This is a genomic window from Flavobacterium sp. SLB02, assembly GCF_009664855.1.
GTDB lineage: Bacteria > Bacteroidota > Bacteroidia > Flavobacteriales > Flavobacteriaceae > Flavobacterium.
This window is the reverse complement of record NZ_CP045928.1, coordinates 3347439-3372540: the sequence shown is the minus strand read 5'-3', so window position 1 is coordinate 3372540 and position 25102 is coordinate 3347439. Positions and strand designations below refer to the sequence as shown.

25 protein-coding genes are annotated in these 25102 nt (G+C 33.8%); 6 read left to right on the top strand and 19 right to left on the bottom strand.

Features of this window, described 5'->3' with window-relative positions:
- Positions 1-38 precede the first annotated feature (38 nt).
- A complete protein-coding gene (locus GIY83_RS11925; RefSeq protein WP_208681504.1) occupies positions 39-1235 on the bottom strand; it encodes an aspartate aminotransferase family protein in 1197 nt (398 codons plus the stop codon).
- A gap of 262 nt (positions 1236-1497) precedes the next feature.
- Complete coding sequence (locus GIY83_RS11920; protein ID WP_370514188.1) at positions 1498-3183, bottom strand: OstA-like protein; 1686 nt, start codon at positions 3181-3183, stop codon at positions 1498-1500.
- Positions 3184-3674: 491 nt separating this feature from the next.
- On the opposite strand from GIY83_RS11920, the gene GIY83_RS11915 reads away from it, so the two are divergent.
- Positions 3675-5546, top strand: coding sequence for an alpha-amylase family glycosyl hydrolase (locus tag GIY83_RS11915; RefSeq protein ID WP_194615567.1), 1872 nt, complete (start codon positions 3675-3677; stop codon positions 5544-5546).
- 84 nt (positions 5547-5630) lie between these two features.
- Here GIY83_RS11915 and GIY83_RS11910 read toward each other — a convergent pair whose 3' ends face one another.
- The 7 genes from GIY83_RS11910 to rsfS all read right to left on the bottom strand — a co-directional run bounded on the left by GIY83_RS11910 (position 5631) and on the right by rsfS (position 11254).
- Positions 5631-6413 (bottom strand): superoxide dismutase, encoded by a 783-nt coding sequence (locus GIY83_RS11910; RefSeq protein ID WP_194615568.1) that lies wholly within the window; start codon positions 6411-6413, stop codon positions 5631-5633.
- An 8-nt stretch (positions 6414-6421) separates the two neighbouring features.
- Positions 6422-6691, bottom strand: coding sequence for an acyl-CoA-binding protein (locus tag GIY83_RS11905; protein WP_194615569.1), 270 nt, complete (start codon positions 6689-6691; stop codon positions 6422-6424).
- On the bottom strand, positions 6691-7344 hold the full coding sequence (locus GIY83_RS11900) for a phosphatidylserine decarboxylase family protein (RefSeq protein WP_194615570.1): 654 nt from the start codon (positions 7342-7344) through the stop codon (positions 6691-6693). Before GIY83_RS11900 ends, GIY83_RS11905 begins: the two co-directional genes overlap by 1 nt.
- Positions 7334-8221, bottom strand: a complete 888-nt coding sequence (locus GIY83_RS11895) for a phosphatidate cytidylyltransferase (RefSeq protein ID WP_208681502.1) — start codon at positions 8219-8221, stop codon at positions 7334-7336. The genes GIY83_RS11900 and GIY83_RS11895 overlap by 11 nt, the downstream gene beginning before the upstream one ends.
- Before the next feature lies 1 nt (position 8222).
- Positions 8223-8828, bottom strand: a complete 606-nt coding sequence (locus GIY83_RS11890) for a lactate utilization protein B/C (RefSeq protein WP_194615572.1) — start codon at positions 8826-8828, stop codon at positions 8223-8225.
- Positions 8829-8941: 113 nt separating this feature from the next.
- A complete protein-coding gene (ftsH, locus tag GIY83_RS11885; protein ID WP_208681500.1) occupies positions 8942-10867 on the bottom strand; it encodes an ATP-dependent zinc metalloprotease FtsH in 1926 nt (641 codons plus the stop codon).
- Positions 10868-10882: 15 nt separating this feature from the next.
- Positions 10883-11254, bottom strand: a complete 372-nt coding sequence (rsfS, locus tag GIY83_RS11880; protein ID WP_055098058.1) for a ribosome silencing factor — start codon at positions 11252-11254, stop codon at positions 10883-10885.
- Between the two features lie 93 nt (positions 11255-11347).
- Here rsfS and GIY83_RS11875 point away from each other — a divergent pair, with 93 nt between their 5' ends.
- A complete protein-coding gene (locus GIY83_RS11875; protein ID WP_208681499.1) occupies positions 11348-12088 on the top strand; it encodes a biotin--[acetyl-CoA-carboxylase] ligase in 741 nt (246 codons plus the stop codon).
- Between the two features lie 127 nt (positions 12089-12215).
- Here GIY83_RS11875 and GIY83_RS11870 read toward each other — a convergent pair whose 3' ends face one another.
- The 3 genes from GIY83_RS11870 to pyrE all read right to left on the bottom strand — a co-directional run bounded on the left by GIY83_RS11870 (position 12216) and on the right by pyrE (position 14404).
- Complete coding sequence (locus GIY83_RS11870; RefSeq protein WP_208681497.1) at positions 12216-12875, bottom strand: hypothetical protein; 660 nt, start codon at positions 12873-12875, stop codon at positions 12216-12218.
- A gap of 341 nt (positions 12876-13216) precedes the next feature.
- Complete coding sequence (locus GIY83_RS11865; protein WP_208681495.1) at positions 13217-13609, bottom strand: SRPBCC family protein; 393 nt, start codon at positions 13607-13609, stop codon at positions 13217-13219.
- Between the two features lie 144 nt (positions 13610-13753).
- Positions 13754-14404: an orotate phosphoribosyltransferase gene (gene pyrE / locus GIY83_RS11860; protein WP_208681489.1), complete on the bottom strand. Its 651-nt coding sequence runs from the start codon at positions 14402-14404 to the stop codon at positions 13754-13756.
- A 7-nt stretch (positions 14405-14411) separates the two neighbouring features.
- Here pyrE and GIY83_RS11855 point away from each other — a divergent pair, with 7 nt between their 5' ends.
- The gene (locus GIY83_RS11855; protein ID WP_208681488.1) at positions 14412-15014 is read left to right on the top strand and encodes an NUDIX hydrolase; all 603 of its coding nucleotides are present in this window, start codon (positions 14412-14414) and stop codon (positions 15012-15014) included.
- A 262-nt stretch (positions 15015-15276) separates the two neighbouring features.
- Positions 15277-15873, top strand: a complete 597-nt coding sequence (locus tag GIY83_RS11850; protein ID WP_208681483.1) for a class I SAM-dependent methyltransferase — start codon at positions 15277-15279, stop codon at positions 15871-15873.
- A 312-nt stretch (positions 15874-16185) separates the two neighbouring features.
- Here the strand turns inward: GIY83_RS11850 and GIY83_RS11845 are convergent, their stop codons facing one another.
- The 4 genes from GIY83_RS11845 to GIY83_RS11830 all read right to left on the bottom strand — a co-directional run bounded on the left by GIY83_RS11845 (position 16186) and on the right by GIY83_RS11830 (position 20048).
- On the bottom strand, positions 16186-16926 hold the full coding sequence (locus GIY83_RS11845) for a DUF6882 domain-containing protein (RefSeq protein ID WP_208681482.1): 741 nt from the start codon (positions 16924-16926) through the stop codon (positions 16186-16188).
- 63 nt (positions 16927-16989) lie between these two features.
- Positions 16990-17439 (bottom strand): GNAT family N-acetyltransferase, encoded by a 450-nt coding sequence (locus tag GIY83_RS11840; protein ID WP_208681480.1) that lies wholly within the window; start codon positions 17437-17439, stop codon positions 16990-16992.
- A gap of 47 nt (positions 17440-17486) precedes the next feature.
- Entirely contained in the window at positions 17487-17717 is a 231-nt protein-coding gene (locus GIY83_RS11835) for a DUF4287 domain-containing protein (RefSeq protein WP_208681478.1), read from the bottom strand.
- Between the two features lie 603 nt (positions 17718-18320).
- Entirely contained in the window at positions 18321-20048 is a 1728-nt protein-coding gene (locus tag GIY83_RS11830; RefSeq protein WP_208681476.1) for a M14 family metallopeptidase, read from the bottom strand.
- Between the two features lie 231 nt (positions 20049-20279).
- Between GIY83_RS11830 and GIY83_RS11825 the strand changes: the two genes are divergently transcribed.
- A complete protein-coding gene (locus GIY83_RS11825; RefSeq protein ID WP_194615584.1) occupies positions 20280-21629 on the top strand; it encodes a DEAD/DEAH box helicase in 1350 nt (449 codons plus the stop codon).
- 344 nt (positions 21630-21973) lie between these two features.
- Positions 21974-22420 carry a hypothetical protein gene (locus tag GIY83_RS11820; protein ID WP_194615585.1) on the top strand — a complete coding sequence of 149 codons (447 nt, stop codon included), beginning with the start codon at positions 21974-21976 and terminating at the stop codon, positions 22418-22420.
- Positions 22421-22538: 118 nt separating this feature from the next.
- Here GIY83_RS11820 and GIY83_RS11815 read toward each other — a convergent pair whose 3' ends face one another.
- The 3 genes from GIY83_RS11815 to GIY83_RS11805 form a co-directional block, all read right to left on the bottom strand.
- Positions 22539-23117 (bottom strand): alkylphosphonate utilization protein, encoded by a 579-nt coding sequence (locus GIY83_RS11815; protein WP_194615586.1) that lies wholly within the window; start codon positions 23115-23117, stop codon positions 22539-22541.
- 78 nt (positions 23118-23195) lie between these two features.
- Positions 23196-24212, bottom strand: coding sequence for a hypothetical protein (locus tag GIY83_RS11810; protein ID WP_208681475.1), 1017 nt, complete (start codon positions 24210-24212; stop codon positions 23196-23198).
- Between the two features lie 41 nt (positions 24213-24253).
- The gene (locus GIY83_RS11805) at positions 24254-25090 is read right to left on the bottom strand and encodes an alpha/beta hydrolase (RefSeq protein ID WP_208681473.1); all 837 of its coding nucleotides are present in this window, start codon (positions 25088-25090) and stop codon (positions 24254-24256) included.
- Positions 25091-25102 lie beyond the last annotated feature (12 nt).

Here is a 25102-nt window from a genome sequence, read left to right as displayed (position 1 = left end):
CCTAGCCCTGATAGCAGATAGCAGGAAATAGCTCCTAATTAAACTACTTGTTCTTTTTTCATGATTTCATCCATAACACTTAAGATTATGGCACAACCTTCTTTTATTTCTTCGTCAGAAATGGTTAACGGTGGTGTTATTCGTATTGCGCATCCTTCAAACAGCAACCAGAATAAAATGAGCCCTTTGTCCTGACAGTTTAAAATAACTTCGTTTGTTATTTCTGCACTCTCTGTCATGGCGGCAAGCATTAATCCTTTTCCTCTAACTTCCTTTATCAAAGGATGTACCAAAAGCGATCTAAAGAGTTTTTCTTTATTTAAGGTGTCCTGCATTAAATTTGTCTCAGTTAATTCCTGCAAAGTAGCTAAACAGGCTGACGCAATGACAGGATGGCCTCCAAAAGTGGTGATATGTCCCAGTTTAGGGTTTTCGGTTAATAGATCCATTTTTTCTGCCGAAGCGGTAAAAGCACCTACCGGCATTCCGCCACCCATTCCTTTTCCCATAACGACAATATCCGGAACGACGTCATAGTTCTGGAAACCAAATAGTTTACCGGTTCTTCCAAATCCGGGTTGGATTTCGTCGACAATCATCATGGCACCAACCTCATCGCAACGTTTACGTACTTTTTGCAGATAATTGTTTTCGGGCTGAATAAATCCTGCGCCTCCCTGAATGGTTTCTAAAAGTATTGCGGCTGTTCTGGTGGTGATTTTTTGCAAATCTTCTTCGTTATTGAAGGTGATAAAGTCAACATCAGGAAGCAACGGACGAAAGGCTTGCTTGCGTTCTTCGAATCCCATAACGCTCATGGAACCCATGGTGTTACCGTGATAGGCGTTATGACAAGAAATCAATTGACTGCGTCCTGTGGTTCGTTTGGCTAATTTTAGTGCGCCTTCGATAGCTTCTGTACCTGAATTGACTAAATAGGTTTTGTTTAGAGATTCGGGTAGGAATGAGGCCAGTAATTTGCAATATTGAACGGCCGGGCTTTGCGAATATTCGCCATAAACCATAACGTGCGAATATTTGTCTAACTGATCTTTGATCGCCTGATTGACTCTCGGGTGTTGATGTCCAAGTGTGCAGGCCGAAACTCCGGCAACAAAATCTAAATATTTTTTATCGTTTGTATCGTAAATATAGGAACCAATGGCGTGAGAAACTTCCATTCCGAGTGGGTAAGGAGAGGTTTGTGCCTGGTATTTTATAAAATCTGGATTCATTTTTTTTAAGGTTCAAAGTGGCAAAGGTACTAAGGTTGAAAGTTTAGTCTCAGTCTCGGTTTTGGTCTCAGTATGAAACTGAAAACTGTAACTAAATACTGTGACTGAATTTAACCGCAAAGATCGCAAAGTTTACTAAGATTTAGGTCAAGATCATATTATTAAAATGCAAAGTCCGCAAAGCTTTGTAAACTGAAAACTGTGACTACGACTAATTTTACCGTAAAGATATAAAACTGAAAACTGTAACTGCGACTGAAAACTATTTCTTAGTCTTAGTAGTGCTTGCTTTTGTGGTACTAGTTTTATTAACAGCAGGTTTCTTTTTGTCGTAATCAAGGGTTTCTTTTCTGACTTTCATCGGGGTGGTTTTGTCCTTGGCTTCCTGGTCTTTTCCTTCCTGTACTAATTTGTCGTTGAGTTCGTTGTCTTCGGCGGTAAAAATATCATCTTTGGACTTTATTCGTTCGTCACCTCGCCATTTTAAGCCTTTTAGTTTACGTGCATTTTCGGGCAGATCGGCTTCCGGATAAACATCGCCGTCGACTTTATTAAAAAATGTAATGGTTTCGATATCGTTATTTTCTAAAATAAGATTGATCTTGCTGCTTACATTTTTATTGATGCCAATGAGCTGATTATCGTCATTTCGCATATAATAGACTACCTCGGTGTTTTTAATCACATCGACGTCATGCAATTTTCCTTCTTTGAATTTTCCGAATAAATTGAGTCCCTTGACCTGATTATAACCCGTGCCGAGGGTATCCCGCGAGACTATAAAGGTGTTATTGAGGACTTTTAAGGAATCTAATTTTTTGGTGGTGTTATCACCAATTAAATGCATAATATCTCCTGTAATCTGACTTTCTCCGTTCCATAGAATTGGATTTCCGATCAATTTTGTCAATGCAGTTTTAGAGTTCGAATGGATAGAATCACATTTTCCGCTCATGTCTATTTTGTAGAAACGAACGTTTTTATACGCTCTTAAAATTCGTTCGCCTTCTTTGCCGGTAACCATTAATTTTTGTCCGTGAATATAAACCGAATCTTTTTCGACAAGATTTATGGCTACGGCTCTTTTTGTGACAAACATCGAATCTTTTAGTTTGTAAATTTCGGCATAATGTCCTTTTACAATTCCGCGATTGATAGAGTCGGTAATTTTTACATTTCGGGTGGCAGAGGCAAATTCAATATTTCGATTATAGTACAAACTATCCCCTTCTATGAGTCGGTCATCGTATTTTATGTACGACTTCCTTAAAAAATGCGCAAGGTTTTTCTTGGTATCATAAAACCCTTTTTCGGTGTAAATGTAGTTCGTCTTGCTTGTAATAGTCGACGGGCCAAATAAATAAGTGTGTCCTGAATTACTGTAATAATCTAAATGATTCGATTTTATAACATATTTAGGATTTGTAATCGTAACTTCTGTCAGGAATTGAAATTTTTTCTCAGCTACAAAATATCTTCCTGATTTACTTACCAGGGTATTGTCTTTATTAACGATAGTACCTTTTGTATTGTAAAAAACCTGCTGAATATTTCGATCAAAATTAATAGTATCTGTTTGTAGAGTGGCATCTGGAGAACTCATCACAGCATCTCCGGTGGCGAAAGCTTTTTTTGAATTTCCACTATATTCCGCATATTTACTGTTCAGAAATAAAGTATCACCTTGTACTAATTGTACATTTCCAAATGCTTTAAGATAGTTTTCTTTCTTAAAAACGTAGGCTTTGTTACAAGTTAATACAATCCCGTCATGATTTACTTTTACATTTCCAGTCAATAAAACACCGTCAGGTACTAAGACTTCATTGACTTCTACCAAATCTGCATTTTCAATATTAATTGTTTTTGGCTTTGGCGCCTGTGCAAAAATGAATTGAACGCTTAACAATAGCAAACAATAGGATATGAAAAATAGTGATTTCTTCAATTGATTAAATTTTTGTCAAATTTATGAAAAAGGTTACAACCTTTACTGATATTGTGATTAATTTATATTATTTAGATGTGAAGGTTTTCTTATTAGGTTTAAAGTTTCATAGGTTCAAAGGAACAAAGGTTTTCTTATTCGGTTCAAAGTTTCATAGGTTCGAAGGAACAAAGGTTTAAAGTTTTCAAAAGGACTGTGATATTTCTGGTAAAATGAATTTTACAGGTAGTATATATCTTTAGAGATGCATAGCAGTGCATCTAATATAAAGAAGAGATTTAATTTTAATTCATCAGGAAAAAACTTTGTTTCTCTGAACCTTTTTTTAATTATCAACAAATCATAATACTATTTCGTTATAGTTGGCTTTTTATATAATGTATTAATGTAATATGATTTTTGTTTGATTTGAATTTTAAAAATTAGCCTAAATTTAGAAAATAGTTTCGGGATGTTGAGTTCAGAAAACCATTAGTTTATAAAAAACGAATATGATAAATAAAAAAGTTTTTGTTGCAGGATTGGCTGCAACCATGCTGTTTTCTGCATGTAAAACCAAAGATTTAAAAATGAATATAACAAAAGAAGAAGTTCCTGCTGAAAGGAAGATTGTAGTTTATCAGGTTTTTACGCGTTTGTTTGGAAATAAAAACACAACCAATAAACCCTGGGGAACAATTGAAGAAAATGGAGTAGGGAAATTTAATGATTTTACCGACCATGCGCTTCATGAAATTAAAGATTTAGGAGTTACTTACATTTGGTATACCGGAGTTCCGCACCACGCTTTGGTGAGGGATTATAAAGCTTATGGAATTTCTGATGATGATCCCGAAGTGGTAAAAGGCCGTGCAGGATCGCCTTATGCGGTGAAAGATTATTATAATGTAAATCCCGATTTAGCATTAAATCCGGCGAACAGATTACAGGAATTCGAAGATTTGATTGACCGTACGCACAAAGCAGGTTTGAAAGTTATTATTGATATTGTACCGAATCATATTGCCAGAAAATATGAAGGGAAAAATAATCCTGAAGGTGTTAAGGATTTTGGTGCCAATGACAATGCAAATGTTGAATACAGCAGAAACAACAATTATTATTATATCCCGAATAATCACTTTGAAATTCCGGACAATGATATTCCATTAAACGGAGAAAAGAATCCGCTTGTTGATGGAGTATTTGATGAAAATCCAGCAAAATGGACAGGAAACGGTTCGCGAAAAGTAAAACCAGATCAAAATGACTGGTATGAAACCGTAAAAGTAAATTACGGAATTCGTCCGGATGGATCTAAGGATTTTCCTGAACTTCCAGCCGGATTTGATCAGAAATCATATCAGGAGCATTTTGCTTTCTGGCAGGATAAAGACGTTCCGGATTCCTGGAAAAAGTTTAAATCAATCGCTTTGTATTGGATTGTAAAAGGTGTTGATGGTTTTCGTTATGATATGGCCGAAATGGTTCCGTATGAGTTTTGGAGTTATATGAACTCGGCTATCAAAATGAAAAATCCGAATGCGTTTTTATTGGCAGAGGTGTATAACCCAAATGAATATCGCAATTATATTCGTTTAGGAAAAATGGATTATTTATATGATAAGGTCGAAACTTATGATAAACTGAAAGGCATTATTCGCGGAAAATCATCTCCTGACGGATTATCGGATATTCAGAAAAGTATGTCGGATATTGAACATAATATGCTTCACTTTTTAGATAATCATGACGAGCAGCGTTTGGCAAGTTCTGAATTTGCAGGAACACCGGAAAGAGGAAAACCTTTAATGGTGGTTTCGACTACGATTAGCACTTCGCCAACAATGGTTTATTTTGGACAGGAAGTAGGAGAGGCCGGAAATGAAGATGCCGGTTTTGGAAAACCTACAAGAACTTCAATTTTTGATTATATCGGCGTTCCTAATCATCAGCGTTGGATGAATGGCGGAAAATTTGACGGAGGACAGCTTTCTGAATCAGAGAAAAATCTTCGTGATTTTTATAAGCGATTATTAAATTTCTCTATTAATAGTCCGGCTTTGATGGGAAGTTTTCAGGAAATTCAATCTGTAAACCGTGAGAATAATGCCGGTTATGATGAATTGCTTTATTCGTATGTTCGCTGGTCTGAAAATCAGAAATTGATCGTTGTGGCGAATTTTTCTTCTGAAAAAACAAGTGAGTTTGAATTGAAAGTTCCGGCAGATATTATCTCAAAATGGAATTTGAAAGACGGTGAATACGGACTTACAGATCAATTGTACTTGCAGAATGAGGTAAAACTGAATGTCAGTAATGGAGAGGGAAGGGCTAAAGTAAAAATAGCACCATCTGAATCGTTTATTTATGAGTTAAAATAGGATAGAACTTGCATTGATTTTGTTTGATGCAGTACTATAAGATCAAAAAAAAGCTGATACTCAATTGTATCAGCTTTTTTGTTTTTATACTTTCCTGACCTTTTTGAGGGCTTCAGTATAATATTCGTTTACTTTTTCCCAATTAATATGTTCGTAAAAAGCATCGATATAACTTCCTTTTCTGTTTTGGTAATCCAGATAATAAGCATGTTCCCATAAATCGATTCCTAAAATAGGCGTTCCGGGAATCAGGGCATTTTTCATTAAGGGATTATCCTGATTATCAGTTGTAGTAACTTGTAGTTTCCCATATCTGTCCACTACCAGCCAAACCCAACCTGAACCAAATTGCTTTGTCGCCTGACCTTTAAACTGATTGGTAAGATTGGCAAAAGAACCAAATTCTTTATTAATCGAACCCGCAAGAGTGTCTTTAGGGGTTTGCTCTTTAGGAGTCAGGATATTGAAATAAAGTGTATGATTGTAATAGCCACCTGCATTTTGACGAAGTTTTGCATTGCTGAGATCCATTTTTTTTAGGATATCTTCAAGCGGCATGTTCTCAAATTCGGTATTGGCAATTTCTTTATTAAAGTTGTTCGTGTAGGTTAAATAATGTTTAGAATAATGTGTTTCTAAAGTAAGCGTTCGTATGGCAGGAGCCAGTCCGTCATATGAATAAGATAATTTTGTCATCTCAAAAGAACCCGGATCTGCTTTTACATCATTTGGTGATCCTATTGTTATTTTCTCCTCTTTTGTTGGTAAAGGAACTTCTACAACTTCGGTTAGTTTGTTGTTATCATTACATGAAAATAAGAGGAAAAATGAAGCTAAAATGCTGAAATGAACAATGTATTTCTTCATAATGTTAATTATTTTGATGTTAGTGAATTAATGATTTCAATATAGCATTCTTTTGCCTCATCAATAGATATATGGCTAATTTGCATCCAGGCATTTGTTTTGAATGCGTTTCTTAAATCAAAATTTTCAGATTGATTGTAGATCGCAGTTCCAAAAGTTGCCTGCTTGTAATAGGCATAAAGGCGTAGCTGCACATCTTGCGGCAGTGAGGCCTGAGTCATTTTTAAAGCAGTTTCAACCGCCTCAGAAAAACGAGTATCTAAATCTTTTTTGCTCATTAAGCTTTTGTAGCAATAATTGTTTTACCGCCAATTGCTTTTTGGTTTAATACTACATTAATTGGAGTACCTAAAGGTAAAAATAAATCTACTCTTGAACCAAATTTTATGAAACCTGCATCAGTACCTTGTACAACCTGCATACCTTCCTGAGCATAATTCACAATTCGTCTTGCTAATGCACCAGCAATTTGTCTGTATAATATTTGTCCAAAAGTTTCATTTTCGATTACAACTGTAGTTCTTTCGTTTTCTTCGCTTGCTTTTGGATGCCATGCAACTAAAAATTTTCCAGGGTGGTATTTACTGAATTTGATAATTCCATCCATTGCGTAGCGGGTAACGTGTACGTTTATTGGTGACATAAAGATAGAAACCTGTAAACGTTTATCTTTAAAATATTCGCCTTCATAAACTTCTTCTATAACCACAACTTTTCCATCAACCGGAGCAAGGATCTGATCGCTGTTTCTAATTGCAATTCTTTTAGGGTTTCTGAAGAATTGTAAAATAATAATCAGAAGTACTACACCGGCAATTTGAACAAGCATTCTTAGCCAGGTAATATCAATGAATTTGTCAGCAATTAAAAGTACAGCTACTGCAAATGCAGTACCTAATAAAATGGATGGGCCTCCTTCTTTATGAAACATAGTATAAAATTTGATAAAATAAAAATATAATTGGTGCTACAAATATAACACTATCTAATCGATCTAATACGCCTCCGTGGCCAGGCATTATAGCGCCACTGTCTTTTACGCCGGCAACCCTTTTGAATTTTGATTCAATCAAATCTCCAATAGTTCCGAAAATACTAACAATTAAAGCAATTATCGTCCAGATTAGGATCGATTTATTGCTGAAATCAGGATTAGGCTGGATGTATAGTTTTGAGATTAAAAAACCGGCAAAAGCGGCAAAGACTACTCCTCCAAGAAATCCTTCAATGGTTTTTTTAGGAGAAATGCGTTCAAATAATTTATGTTTACCTATTGATTTACCTACCAAATAGGCAAAAGTGTCGTTGGTCCAGATTAAAACAAACAGGCCAATGATGATTTTTGGATTGTAATCTTTGATACCAAATGAAATCTTGGTAATAAACAGAAAGGGCAGCATAATGTATCCTACTGAATAGATATATTTGGATGCTCTGCTTATGTTTTGTGTGTCATCAAATAAAAATACAATACATTTTATTGATACAATTAGTGTAATTACAAGTAATACCGTAAACAGGCGATCTATATCGACAGTAATTATGATGTTCTCTTTTAATAGTTTACTGATGTGATTTTCAGTTTCTATTTTATAGAAGCTGATCAGTGATACAGTCGAATAAAAAAGGGTAACAAATAAAATAGAAAATATCTTATTTAACCCTACTAAATTGCAGAACTCATAGGTTGCAATAATTAGGAAAATGCCAAAAAGGATAATAAAGCTTTCGGTAGAAAACAGAATAGAAGTTAGTAGTAAAGCGATATAAACAGCACCAGAAATGGTTCTCTTGAGTGTTTCATTCATCTTAAAGATCTTCTAGGAGCAATAAATATAGATTTTTTGCAACACTTCCGTATTGTGTAAAATCTTCTTCCTTGGCTTTTTCGAAATATTTTATTGTGGTAATATTGGTTGGATAGTCCCTTTCGTATTTTCTTTTGATAGCGCTTAGACCATCACTTTTTATTAATTGCAGTTGGCTTGTAGTAGCAATAATTACAATATTTGCGGGTAATTCGTTTGGTTTGTCCTGCCTGATTTGCTTTGATGAGAATAAGATAGAACCTTCATCAGCAATTAAGTTCTCGCAGGTAGCCAATAAAAACTTAGGGTTTTTAGGAGAAATATAAAGTAATTTATTTTCTTCTAATAAATGAAATAGTCCTGGCTCGTAGCATAAAACTTCGCTTTCGAACCAATCATTTTCTTCTAGTATATTTTCAAATTGTTCGGCAACTTCTTGTTTGTTTTCACAATATAAAAATTTACCCCCATTTTTTTTGAAATTAAAAATGAATCTTTCATCTATAGATAAATGACTATCAGGAGTATGATTTCCTCCATACTCGCTTTCATTTTCTTCATCAGAAGCGGCATCGCTAGACCCAAATATTTTTTTGAAAAAATTCATTTTATATGAAATACTTTACATGTTAATTGAAAACGTTCAAAGATAAAAAAATCTTAATTCAAAAGGCTATTTTGAATTAAGATTTTAAAAAATATTACATATTTACTGAATATTTACGAAACCACTTCTTCTAAATTTTTATCAAAAGTACGTTTTCCGAAAATAGTTTCTAAGTCATCTTTAAAAATAACTTCTTTTTCAATTAATATATCAGCTAACTGATTTAGTTTGTCTTTGTTTTCTTCAAGAATTTGAATGGCTCTTTGGTATTGACCTTCAATTAATTCTGAAATTTCTTTATCAATTACTTTAGCCGTTTCGTCAGAGTATGGTTTAGAGAAGTTGTATTCGCTTTGACCGCTTGAATCGTAATAAGTAACATTTCCGATTTTATCATTCAAACCGTAAATCGTTACCATAGCACGGGCCTGACGTGTAACTTTTTCTAAATCGCTTAATGCACCAGTCGAAATTCTGTCAAAAGTTACCTTTTCAGCAGCTCTTCCGCCCATAGTAGCACACATTTCGTCCAACATTTGGTCAGTTCTTACGATTTGTCTTTCTTCCGGAAGGTACCAGGCCGCTCCTAAACTTTGTCCGCGAGGAACAATAGTTACTTTAATAAGTGGTGCAGCATGCTCTAACATCCAGCTTACAGTCGCGTGACCGGCTTCGTGAATAGCGATTGCTCTTTTCTCTTCTGGAGTAATAATTTTATTTTTCTTTTCAAGACCACCAATGATTCTGTCAACGGCATCAAGGAAATCTTGTCTGTCTACTGCAGTTTTGTTGTTACGTGCAGCAATTAATGCAGCTTCGTTACAAACGTTTGCAATATCAGCACCAGAGAATCCCGGAGTTTGTTTTGCTAAGAAATCAAGGTCAAGACCTTCAACTTTTTTAATAGGAGCTAAGTGAACTTTGAAGATTTCAGCTCTTTCGCGAATGTCTGGTAGGTCAACAAAAATTTGTCTGTCGAAACGTCCGGCACGCATTAAAGCTTTATCCAAAACATCGGCTCTGTTGGTTGCAGCCAGAACGATTACGTTAGAGTTTGTACCAAAACCATCCATCTCTGTAAGTAATTGATTCAAAGTGTTTTCTCTTTCGTCGTTTCCGCCTGACATATTGCTTTTTCCTCTTGCTCTACCCACAGCATCGATCTCGTCGATAAAGATAATAGCAGGAGATTTTTCTTTTGCTTGTTTAAATAAGTCACGAACACGTGAAGCACCAACTCCTACGAACATCTCTACGAAATCAGAACCTGATAACGAGAAGAAAGGTACCTGAGCTTCTCCTGCCACTGCTTTTGCCAATAAGGTTTTACCAGTTCCCGGAGGTCCTACAAGTAAAGCTCCTTTAGGAATTTTACCTCCAAGATTGGTGTATTTTTCAGGGTTCTTAAGGAATTCTACAATTTCTTGTATTTCTTCTTTAGCACCTTCTAAACCAGCAACATCTTTGAATGTAGTTTTAATGTCGGTTTTCTCATCAAACAATTTAGCTTTCGATTTTCCAATGTTAAAGATTTGTCCGCCACCGCCACCTGCGCCACCTGACATTTTACGCATAATGAAAATCCAAACACCAATAATAATGATGATAGGAAGTAAGCTGATTAAGATATCTGTCCAGTTATTTTTCTGCAGGAAATTAAAATCTTTCAGTTTGCCTTCGGCAACTGCTTTTTCTAATTTAGTTTGAAAAATCTGGTCGTTACCAATTTCTAATGTATAGTGAGGACCTTTGTTAGGTCTTTCGAAAATATCATTAGCTACTTTTTTATTTGCCGGATCTTTAAGAGCAGCAGTGTTTAAGTATACTTCGGCTTCTGCCTTATTGAATACAATAACTTTTTCAATCTGACCTTTTTCTAATAAAACATTGAATTTAGAAGAGGTTAATTGAGCAGGTTCGCTTAAGTTTGATCCTCCGGTTGCAAAACTTATAAATAAAAAAACTAGAAGTATTGCGGTGTATATTAACCAAGGACTTATTTTAAATTTACTCGGATTTGGATTATTATCTTTAGCCATTAGAGAAAGTTTCTTTTAGTATTTGTTTTCGATTGTAGTTATTTTGGCGTCACCCCAAAGGCTCTCGATATTATAGTATTCGCGAATATGTTTCTGGAAAACGTGTACAACAATGTGCACATAATCCATAAGAACCCATTCTGCGTTATCGGTTCCTTCTACGTGCCACGGTTTATCTTTTAAGTCTTTAGATACTGTCTTTTGAATTGAGTTAACAATGGCGTTAACTTGGGTGTTTGAATTTCCGTTGCAAATAACAAAATAGTCACAAACTGCCGTGTCTATATCTCTTAAGTCAAGAATATCGATGTCATTTCCTTTTACTTCTTCAATCCCTTTGATTATGTTCGCCAATAGAACATCATTATTAATAGTCTTTTTCGCCATGAATTATTTTATATGATTTTGTAAAGTTACCAAAATTTGTGATTATTTTTGAACCTTAACAAAATATTAAATTAAGTTAATTAAATTCCTTTAATGAAACTAATCAAACTCGATGCCATAGATTCAACAAATGACTTCCTTAAATCATTGGCAAGTCAGGATGAACTCGATAATTTTACCGTAGTAACTGCTGAAAATCAGACAAAAGGAAAAGGGCAGATGGGCTCTAAGTGGCAATCAGAATCAGGTAAAAACTTAATTATGAGTGTCTTGGTAAAAGATTTTCTGTATGATAATGAACAAGTTTTTAACCTCAGCGTTATTGTTTCATTAGCAGTAATCGATGCCCTAAAATCATTAAATATTCCTGATATATGTATAAAATGGCCTAACGACATTATGTCATACAACAAAAAGGTTGGTGGCATACTTATTGAAAATACCATAAAAAGCAATGGCAGGATTGTGTCAGTTGTTGGGATAGGCTTAAATGTAAACCAGACTAATTTTGTTCATTTACCCAATGCTTCTTCATTAGCCGTAATTTGTAAAGCTGAATTTGATAAAAATACTTTAGTGTCCATCATATTAGAAAAAATGCAGCAAAAGATTGATTCCTGGGCAAACAGTTCTGCTGATTTATGGAAAGAGTATTTTAATTCCTTATTCCGTCAGGGAATACCAATGCCTTTTAAAAAGCTGAGTGCCAAAGATTCCGGACAAAATTTCATGGGAATCATTCAGGGAGTTTCTCCTGTTGGTAAAATACAAATTTTGTTAGAAGACGATTCGGTTTCAGAATTCGAAATCAAGGAAATTCAGATGTTGTATTAAAAAGTGGCTAAGATTCTAAGTGGCTAAGATTCTAAGTGACTAAGTTTCTAAGTTTTTTTGATTTTGCTTTATTGACATAAAAATCAGTGTAAATCAGTTACATCCACAAAATCCGTGCGCCATAAGTTTAGTTTATACTTTTTAATACGGGCTTTTTTGGTGCTATTTTTCTATTCCAATACATAATGTAGATTGTTCCCAGGATAGAAGGTGCCATCCATGCCATTATGTTTCCAATACCTATTCCGGCTATGATAAAAGCTGTTATCGAAGCGATTAGTGCTCCAATCATTTTGCCAATGTGTTTAGAAAGCCATTTTTTATTTGTTTCCGAAACATTTTTGTAAAATTGAAAATCTTTGATTGTCATATAAAGTCCAAATCCACCAAAAAAGGTAAACAATATTCCGTTTTCAATATTCATCAACTGACAGTAAACTCCGAGGGCAATCATTACTACTGAAAAGAATAACATACTTCCTGAAATTATAAAATCGATTGTGTCAGCTTTTGTTTTAGTTTTAAAAGTCAAAACCCTGTTTCCTGCAATCACCAGATAAATAGTAAATAAGCCAATTAAAAATAAAAAGATGTTCTGGTGTTTGGGCATCCAGCAAATAGGGATAGAGATAAGAGAACTCGTAACCATTCCGATAGAGAATAGTTTCCCCATTCTTTTGTGCAGTAAACTTCCTTTTTTGACTAGTATACTTCCAATTCCTGTAATTAACCCGATTCCGCCAAAAAACGCATGAATGTAAATTAAAATCTTAATAGTTTGTTCCATTTTGATGTTGGTTAGTTTTGATGGATCAAACTTCGAGGAATAATTTTGGGTGTAATAATTTATAGTTCCGAACTGTTATTTTTTAAGGATGAATTGGTTTTTTGAAGACTCTGAGTTTCTAAGTCGCTAAGCTTCTAGGTTTTTTTAATCGCGTAAAGCAGAAGAATCGTAAAGATTTTAGTGAAAACTTTACAGCTTAAAAATAAAGCTCTGCGACTCTGCGACTTTGCGAGAAATCATCTACAATCTGCGAGAAATAAAAAAGGCCCGACTTAATCGGACCTTATAATTTATGTAGTTCAGGAATTAATAATTAACAATTCACAATTGATAATTAAAAATTAAAGCTTTGTCATATTAGTAGCTAAAGTTTCAATAAACTTGCTAATTGGCCCTTTGATCATCATGGCCATCATTGGGTTAAATTCACCTTCGAATTGCAATTGTACAGCACTTTCGGTAGCTGAAACACTATCGATATTCGAAACCAAAGTAAACGGAAGTTTATCACTTGCAGCTCCCAAAACAATTTTGTTTGGTGCTGTTTTCTCTTTCATTTTAAGTTTTATTTCCGGCATACCTTTCAGTCCAAAAATAAAAGCATCTTCGCCAATCACTTCAAATTTTGCGATATTATCCGGCATTAATTTTTCAAAATTCTTAACATCAGTCAATAAATCAAATAAATCTTGAGCTGATTTCTGAACAGTAACTTTTGGACTTTCTAAGTTCATATTTTAATTTTTTTACTAATTGTTTTTAAGAAGAGGGTATGAATAAATTCCAAATTTTAAATTCCAAATTCTAATGTGACACTATTTTTAAGAATTTGAAATGTAATTTCAAATTCTTAAATTCTAAATTCTAAAATCTAAGAATTATTCTTCCTCTTTTCCCCACGTCGATGGACTTTCGTTCCATTCCAGTAAAGTCGATTGTTGGTCTTCGGTAATATATTGTTTCTGAACTGCTAAGTCTAATAAGTTTTCGTAATTACTTAACGTATACAGATCGATATTAGCATTTTTAAAGTTCTCTTCGGCAACACCAAAACCGTACGTAAAAATCGCTGCCATACCTTTTATGTTGGCTCCTTCGTTACGTAAAGCTTCAACAGCCATCAAACTGCTGTTTCCTGTACTAATTAAATCTTCAACCACAACCACATTTTGGCCTTTTTGTAAAAAACCTTCAACCTGGTTTTGTCTTCCGTGTTTTTTTGCTTCCGGGCGCACATATACAAACGGCAATCCAAGGCTTTCAGCAACAAGAATCCCCACTCCAATGGCTCCAGTAGCAACACCGGCAATAACATCTGGTTTCCCAAATTGTTTTTCAATATTTTTCGCAAACTCATCACGAACGTAGTTTCGGATGCTCGGAAATGAAAGAATTAACCTATTATCACAATAAATAGGAGATTTCCAACCAGAAGCCCATGTAAAAGGATTTTCGGGATTCAATTTAATTGCATTTATTTGCAAAAGCAATTCGGCTGTTTTTTCGGCAGTATCTTTATTAAAAATCATAGTACAAATGTATAAAGTTTTTGTGAACGACAAACCACTTTTTTTGACAAATGAGATCTCGAAAGAGACTGATTTTCAATTATTCTTGTTAGAGAGTATTGATATCGAGCATCTTATCGTCAAAATGTTTCAAAATAAAATTCAAAAAGCTTATTTGTATCATCCTGACGAAAAGGAAATTATGAAGACGTTAAAAGCCAAAATTCCCGTAAATAAAGCGGGTGGAGGGCTTGTGTACAATAAAAAAGGTGAGGTTTTATTTATTTTCAGAAACGGAAAATGGGACTTACCAAAAGGCGGAATCGAAAAAGGAGAGGAAATCGAAGACACTGCCATGCGCGAAGTCGAAGAAGAAACTGGAGTAGGCAAACTACGCATCACCAATAAACTCGAAAAAACCTATCACGTTTTCAAACGCAATGGAAAATACAAACTAAAAGTGACACATTGGTTCGAAATGCAGTCAGATTTCGACGGAATCCCCCAAGGTCAAGCCGAAGAAGGCATTGAAAAAGTAGCCTGGCTAAATCCTGAGCAAATCAAAGATGCGCTAAAAAACTCCTACGAAAACATCAAATTATTGTTCGAACAAGAGAATCAGCTACAATAATAATATCAAATTCCAAATTCCAAATTCCAATTTGAATTCGAATTTTTAATTTTATTATTGATATTATGTCATCATAAAAAAAACAAGCCTGATGAGCATCGCGTTCATTGGGCTTTTTTTTGAAATTTTAATGTATCAATTGATTTTGATTATGAAATTGTGGCAACTAATGTTTTTTTTGAGAGAAAATACTGTATTTTTGAATTTTAATCCTTGATATTAACTCGGTTTTATTCAATCAAGAATACAAACAACTCGCAAAATGATTTTTAAATCCTTAAAAAAAAATATAGAAATAGAAGATAGCACCTTCAATATGCTATACTCTACACGCATCCGAAGACTTTCTGAGCGACATTGGACACCCGTTGCCATTGCTAAGGCAGCGGCAGATTATCTTGTAGATAAACCCAATAAAAAAGTATTGGATATTGGCGCTGGTGCCGGTAAATTTTGTTTGGTAGGCGCGGCTTCAACAAAAGGCATTTTTTATGGTGTCGAGCAAAGAGCGTCACTTACCAAGCTGTCAAAAAAAATAGCCGAAAAGCATCAGGTAGAAAACGTCGAATTTATTCATTCCAACATCACCGATATTTCTTTTTCAGATTACGATGCATTTTATTTCTACAATTCTTTTTTCGAAAACATCGATACTTCCTGTCCAATCGATAAAAATATCGTTCCAAAAAACGAATTGTTTCTTTCTTATTCCAATTACGTAAGAGATCAGCTCCATAAAACACCCAAAAACACAAGACTTGTTACTTATTGGAGTACATGGGAAGAAATACCCGAAAGTTTTGATTTAGAATATTCTGCCTGCGACGGAGTGTTAAATTTTTGGAAAAAGAAGTCATGAATTTTGAACCGCCACCTTTGTCAAAGTTCAAAACTTTGACAAAGGTTTAGGGTAGTTTAAAAAAATATAAAGTTTTTCAACATATTCAAAATCAGAAGACTAGTATCTCAGCAGCTTAGTAACTTAGAATTTTAAGTTGGGCGTGCCAGTATTTATAAAAAGACCCAATCAACTTTGCGTTCATTGGGTCTTTTTATAAATACTGTCGGGCTATCCGCGCTACTTCGGTAGCGAACTTCTATCCCTCACGCGTGTCAATGAGTTAAAACACGTTTTTGGTTCTTTCGTTGTTTTTAAGGTAGACAGAAAATCTTAAGAATTACCATTTAATTTTATCAAAAGATTATCTTCATTAAAAACAGCATTAATTACATTTTCATTTTTTTCTGCTTTAATTTCATTTCCATTTACAGTCAGTTGATAACCTTTTTGAGATAAGTAATTTGTAAAAGCATTTTTGTGGTTTTGAATTTCAAATGTTGAAATTAATTCTGGAAAAACAGTTAAGATTCGGGCTAACTCTTCGCTTTCAACTTGATCTATTATATCAGATTTAATAGTAACAACCATTGTTCCCTGACCATAATTTCCAAGATAATAACCACTTCCGTTGAACATCTCAACAGCAATCATTCCTATTAAATGTAAATCATTCTCTACAGCGTCAAATTTTCCAACAGTTAACAAATCTATATTATTTTCTTGTCCATATTGCTTTAATAAAAGAGCCTGTTTCATAACAGATTCGGCATAACCTCCAGCTTTATTCTCCCAGATCCAAAGCCATGTTTGTGAAGAGTGAGAAAACGACCCCAAAACCTGCATCGGAAAAGTAAGATCGTCTCCAAATGTTATTTCTTCTTTATTCATATCAACATTCCAGGAAAGTCCGCCAGTGACATCATAAAGATTTCTTTGTTTTTCTAAAGCAATCGCTCCAAATTTTTCTAAAAAATCATTTTCAGATTCAAAGTGCTTACTAATGTTTTGTTGATTGACAGTTGACTCCGTATTTTCTTCTTTCTTTTTAAAAAGATTGTTGAATATTCCCATTCCTTATATGGCTTTTTAGTTAGTATAAAATTGATGTTTATGTTTTGTCGTGCTGAAATAAGATTACAAATCGATTTGATAAATTCTGGATTCTTCCTCCCAGGGATGATATCCTTGTCCGATGTAGTTAAAACCCATTTTTTCGTAAAATCCAATATGATCAGTGCACAGATATAAGTTTTGAAATCCGGCGTTTTTAGAGTCTTCTTTAGCTTTTTCGATGAGTAATTTACTGTAGTTATTTCCTCTGTGCTTTTCATCGATAAAGATGGCACAAACCCAGGGATATAAATCCATTCGGCTAATGAAATCATTTGTAATAAGCCCGGCACAGCCAATAATTTCATTATTATATTTTAATAAATACCATTGCGGCAAAGAGTCTTTGGCATTTATACTATGGCTAATACAATCTTCGTAAATAATTGGCGCTACCTCAGACCAGCTATTTTGAAAATATTGAATGGCCTTATCTTTATATTCAGGGTTTTCCCTAACCGAAATTATTCTCATTTTATGTTTTAAAATTATCGTGCAAAAGTTTTAATTATTTTACACTTTTACTCACTATCTTCATTTTTCATGCCTTTAAGCAGTGCATAAATTGCCATTGAATGTCCCTGACCTAAGTCAAAATCATTTTTAAGCCAGTTTACAATATCTCCGGCTTTTACCTCAGGTTGAAGCTTTCCATCTATTGTAAATCCTTTTTGTTCCGCCAGAGTTCTAAACTCAGCCGGACCATTTCCTGTTTTCTCTTTAATGGTTTTTAAGTATCCTTGAAATGACATAAAGTAGTAGTTAGTGGGTTAGTTTATGAAGTACTAAAATACAAATTAAAATATAATTGGTTTTCAGGTTTTTATTTCTTTTGGTTCAACTTTGACAAAGTTTAATGCAACAGATTGCAAATCCGCGCTATTGGGTTTACAATCATAAGTATTCGAAACTTTTAAAAATGGGCTGAAAGCCCTAAAGCAATAGCGTAGTGCGTATCGCTACGAATTAAATCAAAATAGGAAATTGCCCTGAAAGGGCAAAAGAAAATTGAGAATAAAGATTCAAAGAAAAAGGTGATTTGTAGGTGAACATCATATAATGTGGTAAACGTGCTTTTTTAAATTAGGCTTGCTCACTTAAAGGGCTTGAAATTCCAATCGTTTTTAATTCATAGTGCTACGCATTACGCTATTGCTTAGGCTCTTTCAGAGCAACAGGTTTCGACTACTTATAATTGCAAATCCGCTCGATAGGGTTCAACTTTGTCAAAGTTCAAAACTGTGACAAAGTTCTTTGCGTAAAGCTTTGCGATCTCTGTGTTTCTCAACACAATCAAAAATCAAAAAAAACTTAGCGACCTCTGCGGTAAAAAAAACTTAATGATTAAAAAAAATCTACAAAACACGATAAACAGGATATTGCATATGCGCCTTTTCGTAATGCACCGAATTTTTATAAATCCAGTTTAGCTGCGCTTGAGAATTCTTGGCAAATTCGCGATCGTTTTGTTTTTTGGTTTCTAATTCGGTTTTTAGTTGCGGATTTTCTTTAAGCAGTTTCGAAGCTGTATCTTCAAAAATATATTCTGAATAATGTTCTTTTTGCTGCAAAATAGGATCGAAGAAATTCCAGTTAAAAAACGAATCAACACCTTCCGGTTCAAAAGCTTCTACTAAATATTTTACGCCTTTTTGGTTGGTTGGAACCAGGTAATCTCCTTTGGTGAAAGCCATTTTTACATTTTTAGAAGTTAAGGATGTATTATAGTGCAAATAATGTCCTTCATAAGCATTAGGAACCGTTTTAAAATCGGCAATTCTATAGCTCTCTACTTCAATAATCGTATCGTTTTTAAGTTGAGAATAGCTGATATTGTTATTTTTGAGCAAATCAATAATATTCCAATAACCACGCGGAATAATATAAGCAGTTGGAATCACCACTTCTTTAACCGATTTGAATTCTTTGATGTACGGAACGTCTTTTTTATACGGTTTACTTCGGTCATAATACAAACGATTTCCGGTTGTAGCGTCGCTTTTTTTGTAACTCGCCTCATATCCTAAAAACGAAAATGTCGCGGCTTTTGTGCTGTCCAATTCCCATTTTAAAGTATATGATTTTTTGGGCTGATATTGCTCCATGTTCTTCACTCGAAGCGCTTTTATTTTTTGGTAATTGGCATCGGTAAAATCCAAAGTCGATTTGGTGTATTCGTAGGTCATTTTTACACGTTCAGCATATTTTTTTAGCATATGGGTTTCAACCACAAAACCAATTGTGTTAAACAACGAAGTATAACCCGTTGTATATCGCGGACTATCTACAAACTGACCAAAACCTTTGTCTGGTGTATCTTTAAACGAATCTACGTAAGGTGTGGTTTCGATTTTCTTTTGCTGTAAATCTTTTACCAGAGCCGGCATCATTTCATCATTCAAAAAATCACCCAAAACTGTTCCCAGTTTGTTGTGCTGTGTCATGATATAGGTTAGCTTGTACTGATAATCAGATCCATTACTCACGTGATTATCAATAAAAACATCAGCATTTATTTTCTGAAAAATTTCTACAAAACTCTTGGTGTTTCGAGTATCCGATTTCATTAAATCACGATTCAAATCATAGTTTCTGGCATTTCCTCTAAAACCATAAATTTCTGGACCGTCCTGATTGGCTCTTGTAGTTGAATTTCTATTTAAAGCCCCTCCAATATTATAAACCGGGATAGTAACTAAAACAGTGTTTTTTGGCGCTTTCAGTTTTCCTATTGCTAAATCTCTGCAGAATTGCATCGTCGCATCGATTCCGTCAGGTTCTCCGGCGTGGATTCCGTTATTGATAAAAAGAACCGCTTTGTTTTTCTGAATTTTATCAAAATCAAATTCTTTGTCAGGATTATAAACCACCATATGCAAAGGTTCTCCGGAATCTGTAAGACCCATTTCTTTGATCTGGATCGTTGGGAAATCTTTGGCTAAAAGTTTAAAATAAGCAATAGTTTCTTGATAAGAAGCCGATTGATTTCCATTTCCTTTTTCAAAAAAAGTATCGTATTTTTTATTGTTTTGAGCGAAGATTGTCAAAGAAAAGAGTAGAAGAGGCAGGATGAAAAGTCTCATGGTTTTGGTTTTAAAGCGAGATTCAAATATAATTAATTTGTTTCAGGTTTAAGTTTTCAAGTTGAAATGCTTCGTGTTTTTTTCTCTCGCAGATTTTGCAGATTGAGCGGATTTTTATTTGTTAAAAATTAATCTGCAAAATCTGCGGGAAACATTTTTACGATTTGTATATAAACTTGAAACTTGAAACAAGAAAAACCGGAAACAATTTTTTTTGACTACTTTTGCAAAATGAATAAAAATCACCATTCCAACAACATACTTTCGAACTTAGGAATTGAAACCCTAAACGAAATGCAGGAAGTTGCTCAAGACGCAATTTTAAACGATAACAACGTATTATTACTTTCACCAACAGGATCAGGAAAAACACTGGCTTTCTTGTTACCTGTTTTAGAATTATTGCAGCCGGAAATTCTTTCGGTTCAGTGTTTAATATTAGTGCCTTCGCGCGAATTAGGTTTGCAGATTGAGCAGGTTTGGAAAAAAATGGGAACGCCATACAAAGTAAATATTTGTTACGGAGGACACTCAATAGATACCGAAATCAAAAATTTGAGCAATCCGCCAGCGGTTTTGATAGGAACTCCGGGAAGAATTGCAGATCATATCGACAGAGACACTTTTAGAACAGATAAAATTCAGACTTTAATTCTGGATGAATTTGATAAATCATTGCAATTGGGTTTCCATGAGCAAATGTCATATATCATTGGGAAGTTGACAAAACTGAACAAACGCGTTTTGGTTTCGGCAACTTCAGACATTGAAATTCCCAGATATACGAGAGTGGTAAATCCTACTATTCTGGATTTTATTCCGGAGCAGGAAGAGAAAACGAATCTTTCGATGAAAATGGTTGTTTCTCCTTCAAAAGACAAATTAGGCAGTTTATTCAATTTGATTTGTTCACTGAAATCGCAATCGGCTATTATTTTCTGTAATCATCGTGATGCGGCTGAGCGTATTAGTGATACATTAAACGAAAAAGGAATTTACGCGACCTATTATCATGGCGGAATGGATCAGGACGAGCGCGAACGTGCTTTGATTCAGTTTAGAAACGGAAGTATGAGTTACCTCATCACAACTGATTTAGCGGCTCGTGGACTGGATATTCCTGAAATGAAACACGTAATTCATTATCATTTGCCTCTTAAAGAAGACGAATTTACACATCGTAACGGTCGTACTGCCCGTATGCAGGCTTCCGGAACGGCTTATATTATCATTCACGAAAGTGAAAAAAAATTGGATTATATCGACTACGGAATGGAAGTTTTAAAAGTCGAAAACTCAACAACTTTGCCTAAGCCACCGGAATACCAAACGATTTATATTAGTGGCGGAAAGAAAACAAAACTAAATAAGATTGATATCGTTGGTTTCTTTTCTCAAAAAGGGAAACTGGAGAAAGGCGATTTAGGCTTAATAGAGGTAAAAGATTTTATTTCGTTTGCGGCTGTAAAATTCAATAAGGTAAAAGACTTGTTGCATAATATTAAAGACGAGAAAATGAAAGGCAAGAAATTTAAAATCGAAGTTGCCCGTAAAGTGGTAAAGAAAGAGGAGGAGAAGTAATTTTTTTGTTTCAAGTTTCAAGCTTTGGGTTTGTTTTGGATCCGATCTTCTTTTAATGAAAGAACTGTATTAAAATCAAGAAGTAATTATTGTAGTATAAGTTTTATAATTACAGCCTTTTTTGATCTTTGTTGATTACTAAATTTGGTCGTTTTTTAATAAAATTTCGGGTATTGCATGTGTGTAAATTGTTGAATTTCAATAATTTAATTTGGTTTACTGCAGATTTTGATTGATTTTAAACAACAATCTTAATTTATTGTTAATAAATTAACGGATAAGGCTTTAATTTATCATATTTTCTGCGTTTCTTGTGCCCGTAAATAATAAACCCCAAATTAATTATGAAAAGAATTATTACGATTGCCATTTTGATGTTTAGTTTTGTCTCTTTTGCACAAATTAAGGTTCTTGAAACTGTACCTGTTGAAAGATTAGGAAAAGTAAATAACAACTATATTCAAAAAATTGGAGATGAGTATACTGTTTATTATACAAGTATCCAGAACGATGAGGAGTCATCAAGCTTGAGAAAATTTACATTCAAAAATGTAAATAATGATTACAACAGTCTTTACAGTATCATTGTAAACGGTTTTACTGCAACGCCTTTGTATGATATAAAATTAGAATTACCTAATAACTATATCTGGTTACACTACACAGGAAGTGTTATTCCTGAGAAAGCTACAGTTCAGTTTATGGTTTCTTCTAAAGATGCTTCTTCTGCAACAAGCAGTGTTTCTGAACCATTATTGAAAGATCAGATTAATAAATTATTCCAAAGATAATTTACTACTTATACATACTAAAAAAGGGCTATTCACGATATGAATAGCCCTTTTTTAAGTTTACAGTTTTCGGTCGCAGTTTACAGTTAGCAAATAACTGAAAACTGTGACTGAAAACTTATATTTTCTTGACGTATTGTGTAATAATTACAATTTGCTGACCGTCTACTTTTCCTTCGATATATTCGGCGTTTTCGTGATCTAAACGGATGTTACGAACGGCTGTTCCTTGTTTGGCCACCATGCTTGATCCTTTTACTTTTAGGTCTTTGATTAAAACTACAGAATCTCCGTGTTCTAAAATTACACCATTACTGTCACGGTGAATGATTTTGTTTTCATCATCTTCGCCTTCTCCTGTTGCTTGTGCCCATGCAAGAGTATCTTCGTCTAAATACATCATGTCAAGTAATTCCTGTGGCCATCCTGCAGCGCGCAAACGGCTTAACATTCTCCAGGCTACCACTTGTACCGCAACGTTTTCATTCCACATGCTGTCATTAAGACATCTCCAGTGATTTAAATCGACATTATCCGGGTTTTCAATTTGGTCAATACACGTGCTACATGCTAAAATACTTTCGTCAAGTCCGCCTTTTTGAGTTGGTAATACCTGATATACTTTTAGATTTTCTTCGGCGCCACAAAGTTCGCATTTTGATCCGCTACGTTTGTTTAATTCTCTTTCGATGCTCATTATTGATTGTTTATTTTAAAAATGCGAAATTACTTATAATTAGTAAGGGTTGCAAATTTATATTAAGACTTAAAATTTTTAGTTTTTGAATATTATTTCGTCAAGATTAATAATTGAAGTAGGATATGGTGAATATTCATGATATTTAACTTCAATGCTGTTTTCAGAAACAAATCTTATTTTTTTATCACAGCCGGTTGCACAAGTTTCGGTATAAATTGGAAAATACATTTTTTTATTTTTATCAAATGCGATAATGTTGCCTCGAAAATAAGATACAATTTTAAAATTATCGTTTTCGATACTTTCCTCTTTATCATACTTTCCGGTGTAACTGAACAAATTATCTTTATAATAAGTGCTGTAAATAACATCTGCGATACCTGAAGAGCCATTTGCTAAATGATTAGAAACATTGTTGTCAGTTTCCCATTTTTGTACATAATTGGTGTAATTATTTTCATCTTCTAAATTATGAAAGACCCATTTACTTTTATAAGCAAATTGATAAAGAATTTTTTTAATTGCTGGGTTTGAATTTAGACTTTCATTTTCAATAAACTCTCCATCTATTGCTTCATTACTGCGAAGGGTTGGTTCACCCGTATAGTCTAATTTATAAAAATGAAGTGTTTTTATATCTAACATTATAAAGGCGACGTTTTCATCTGTAACAGCATTTCCCATTACAGTTTCATTGACGGATAAAAGAATATATTCTGTATTATCAATGGTTTCTTTTTGAAAGCTTTTTTTATCAATTTTAGTATATGTAAACTCATTAGAAAATAAAGTATCTTTTTTGATGAGTTTAAATTCATTCTCATTTTTTAAATATTTTGAAACTAAAATAAAATTCTTATCTCCAGCTAAAAAATATTTATCATTTTCTATAGAACCGTATGCCGTAATTCTTATTTCTTCGGTATTATCTTTATTGGTTGTTTTGTACAGAAGTGTTAAGCTATCTGGCTTGATGTCTTTATCAATTTCGATTTTATCTTTAGCTTGATTTGTTACTTTTCCCTCTTTTTTGCAAGAAACAAAAGTTATAATAGAACAAAATATAAGAATTGTGATAGCTTTTATTTTCATTTAAATTAGATTAAAAATATATGTTTTGTCCAATACAGCAATTAAATCTTTGATGTCCAATTTATAATTTCAGTGCGAGCCTGAGAATCTATTTCATATAAATTATCATATTCTTTTGTTTTTTTCCAATCATCAGATCCCGCTCTTAAAAAATGATTTAATCCGTTTATTATTTTAACTTCAATATTTTTATTATTTAAGTCAGGAATTAACGCGGCAGTTTCTTTACTATTAAAAAAACTATCATTTGTTCCTGCAATAAAAAGCATTGGAATTTGTAAATTCTGAAATAGCATTTTCGTACTTACCTTAATTTCAGGATTACTCCTGGGGGTGTATTGTGGCTTATTAAATTTTTCGAATTTTTCAATTGGTGTAGCCATCAATATCATAAAATCAATTTTAAGTGCGTTTTGATAGGCATCGATTGTTGCGATTCCACCTAAACTGTGACCTAAAGTGCCTATTTTTTTATTAGATAGAGAATCCGTTTTTTGAATATTATCTAAGGCATAATATAAGTCTTTTATAATTTGATCTACGCCAAAATTTACTTTCCCACCTGATTTTCCAACGCCCCGGTCGTCAAATCGGTAAACTGCAATTCCATTTTTTAATAATTCTTCTGCAATATTATAATGAGAATTGCGGTTGTTCTGACCGCTTCCCGGTGTTATAACAATACTTTTTGAATAGTTGGTTTTAGGAAAAATGAGTGTTCCGCTCAATTTTACATTTTCTTCAGAATCAATAAAATCAATTTCTTGCGAATTGTACCGTTCGATATTTTTTATTTCTTTTCCGAAATCAGAATTATTCTGACTATTAATTTTATTAAATGAAATAAAGAGAAGAACTAGAATTAGTTTTTTAAACACAAATTTTGGTTT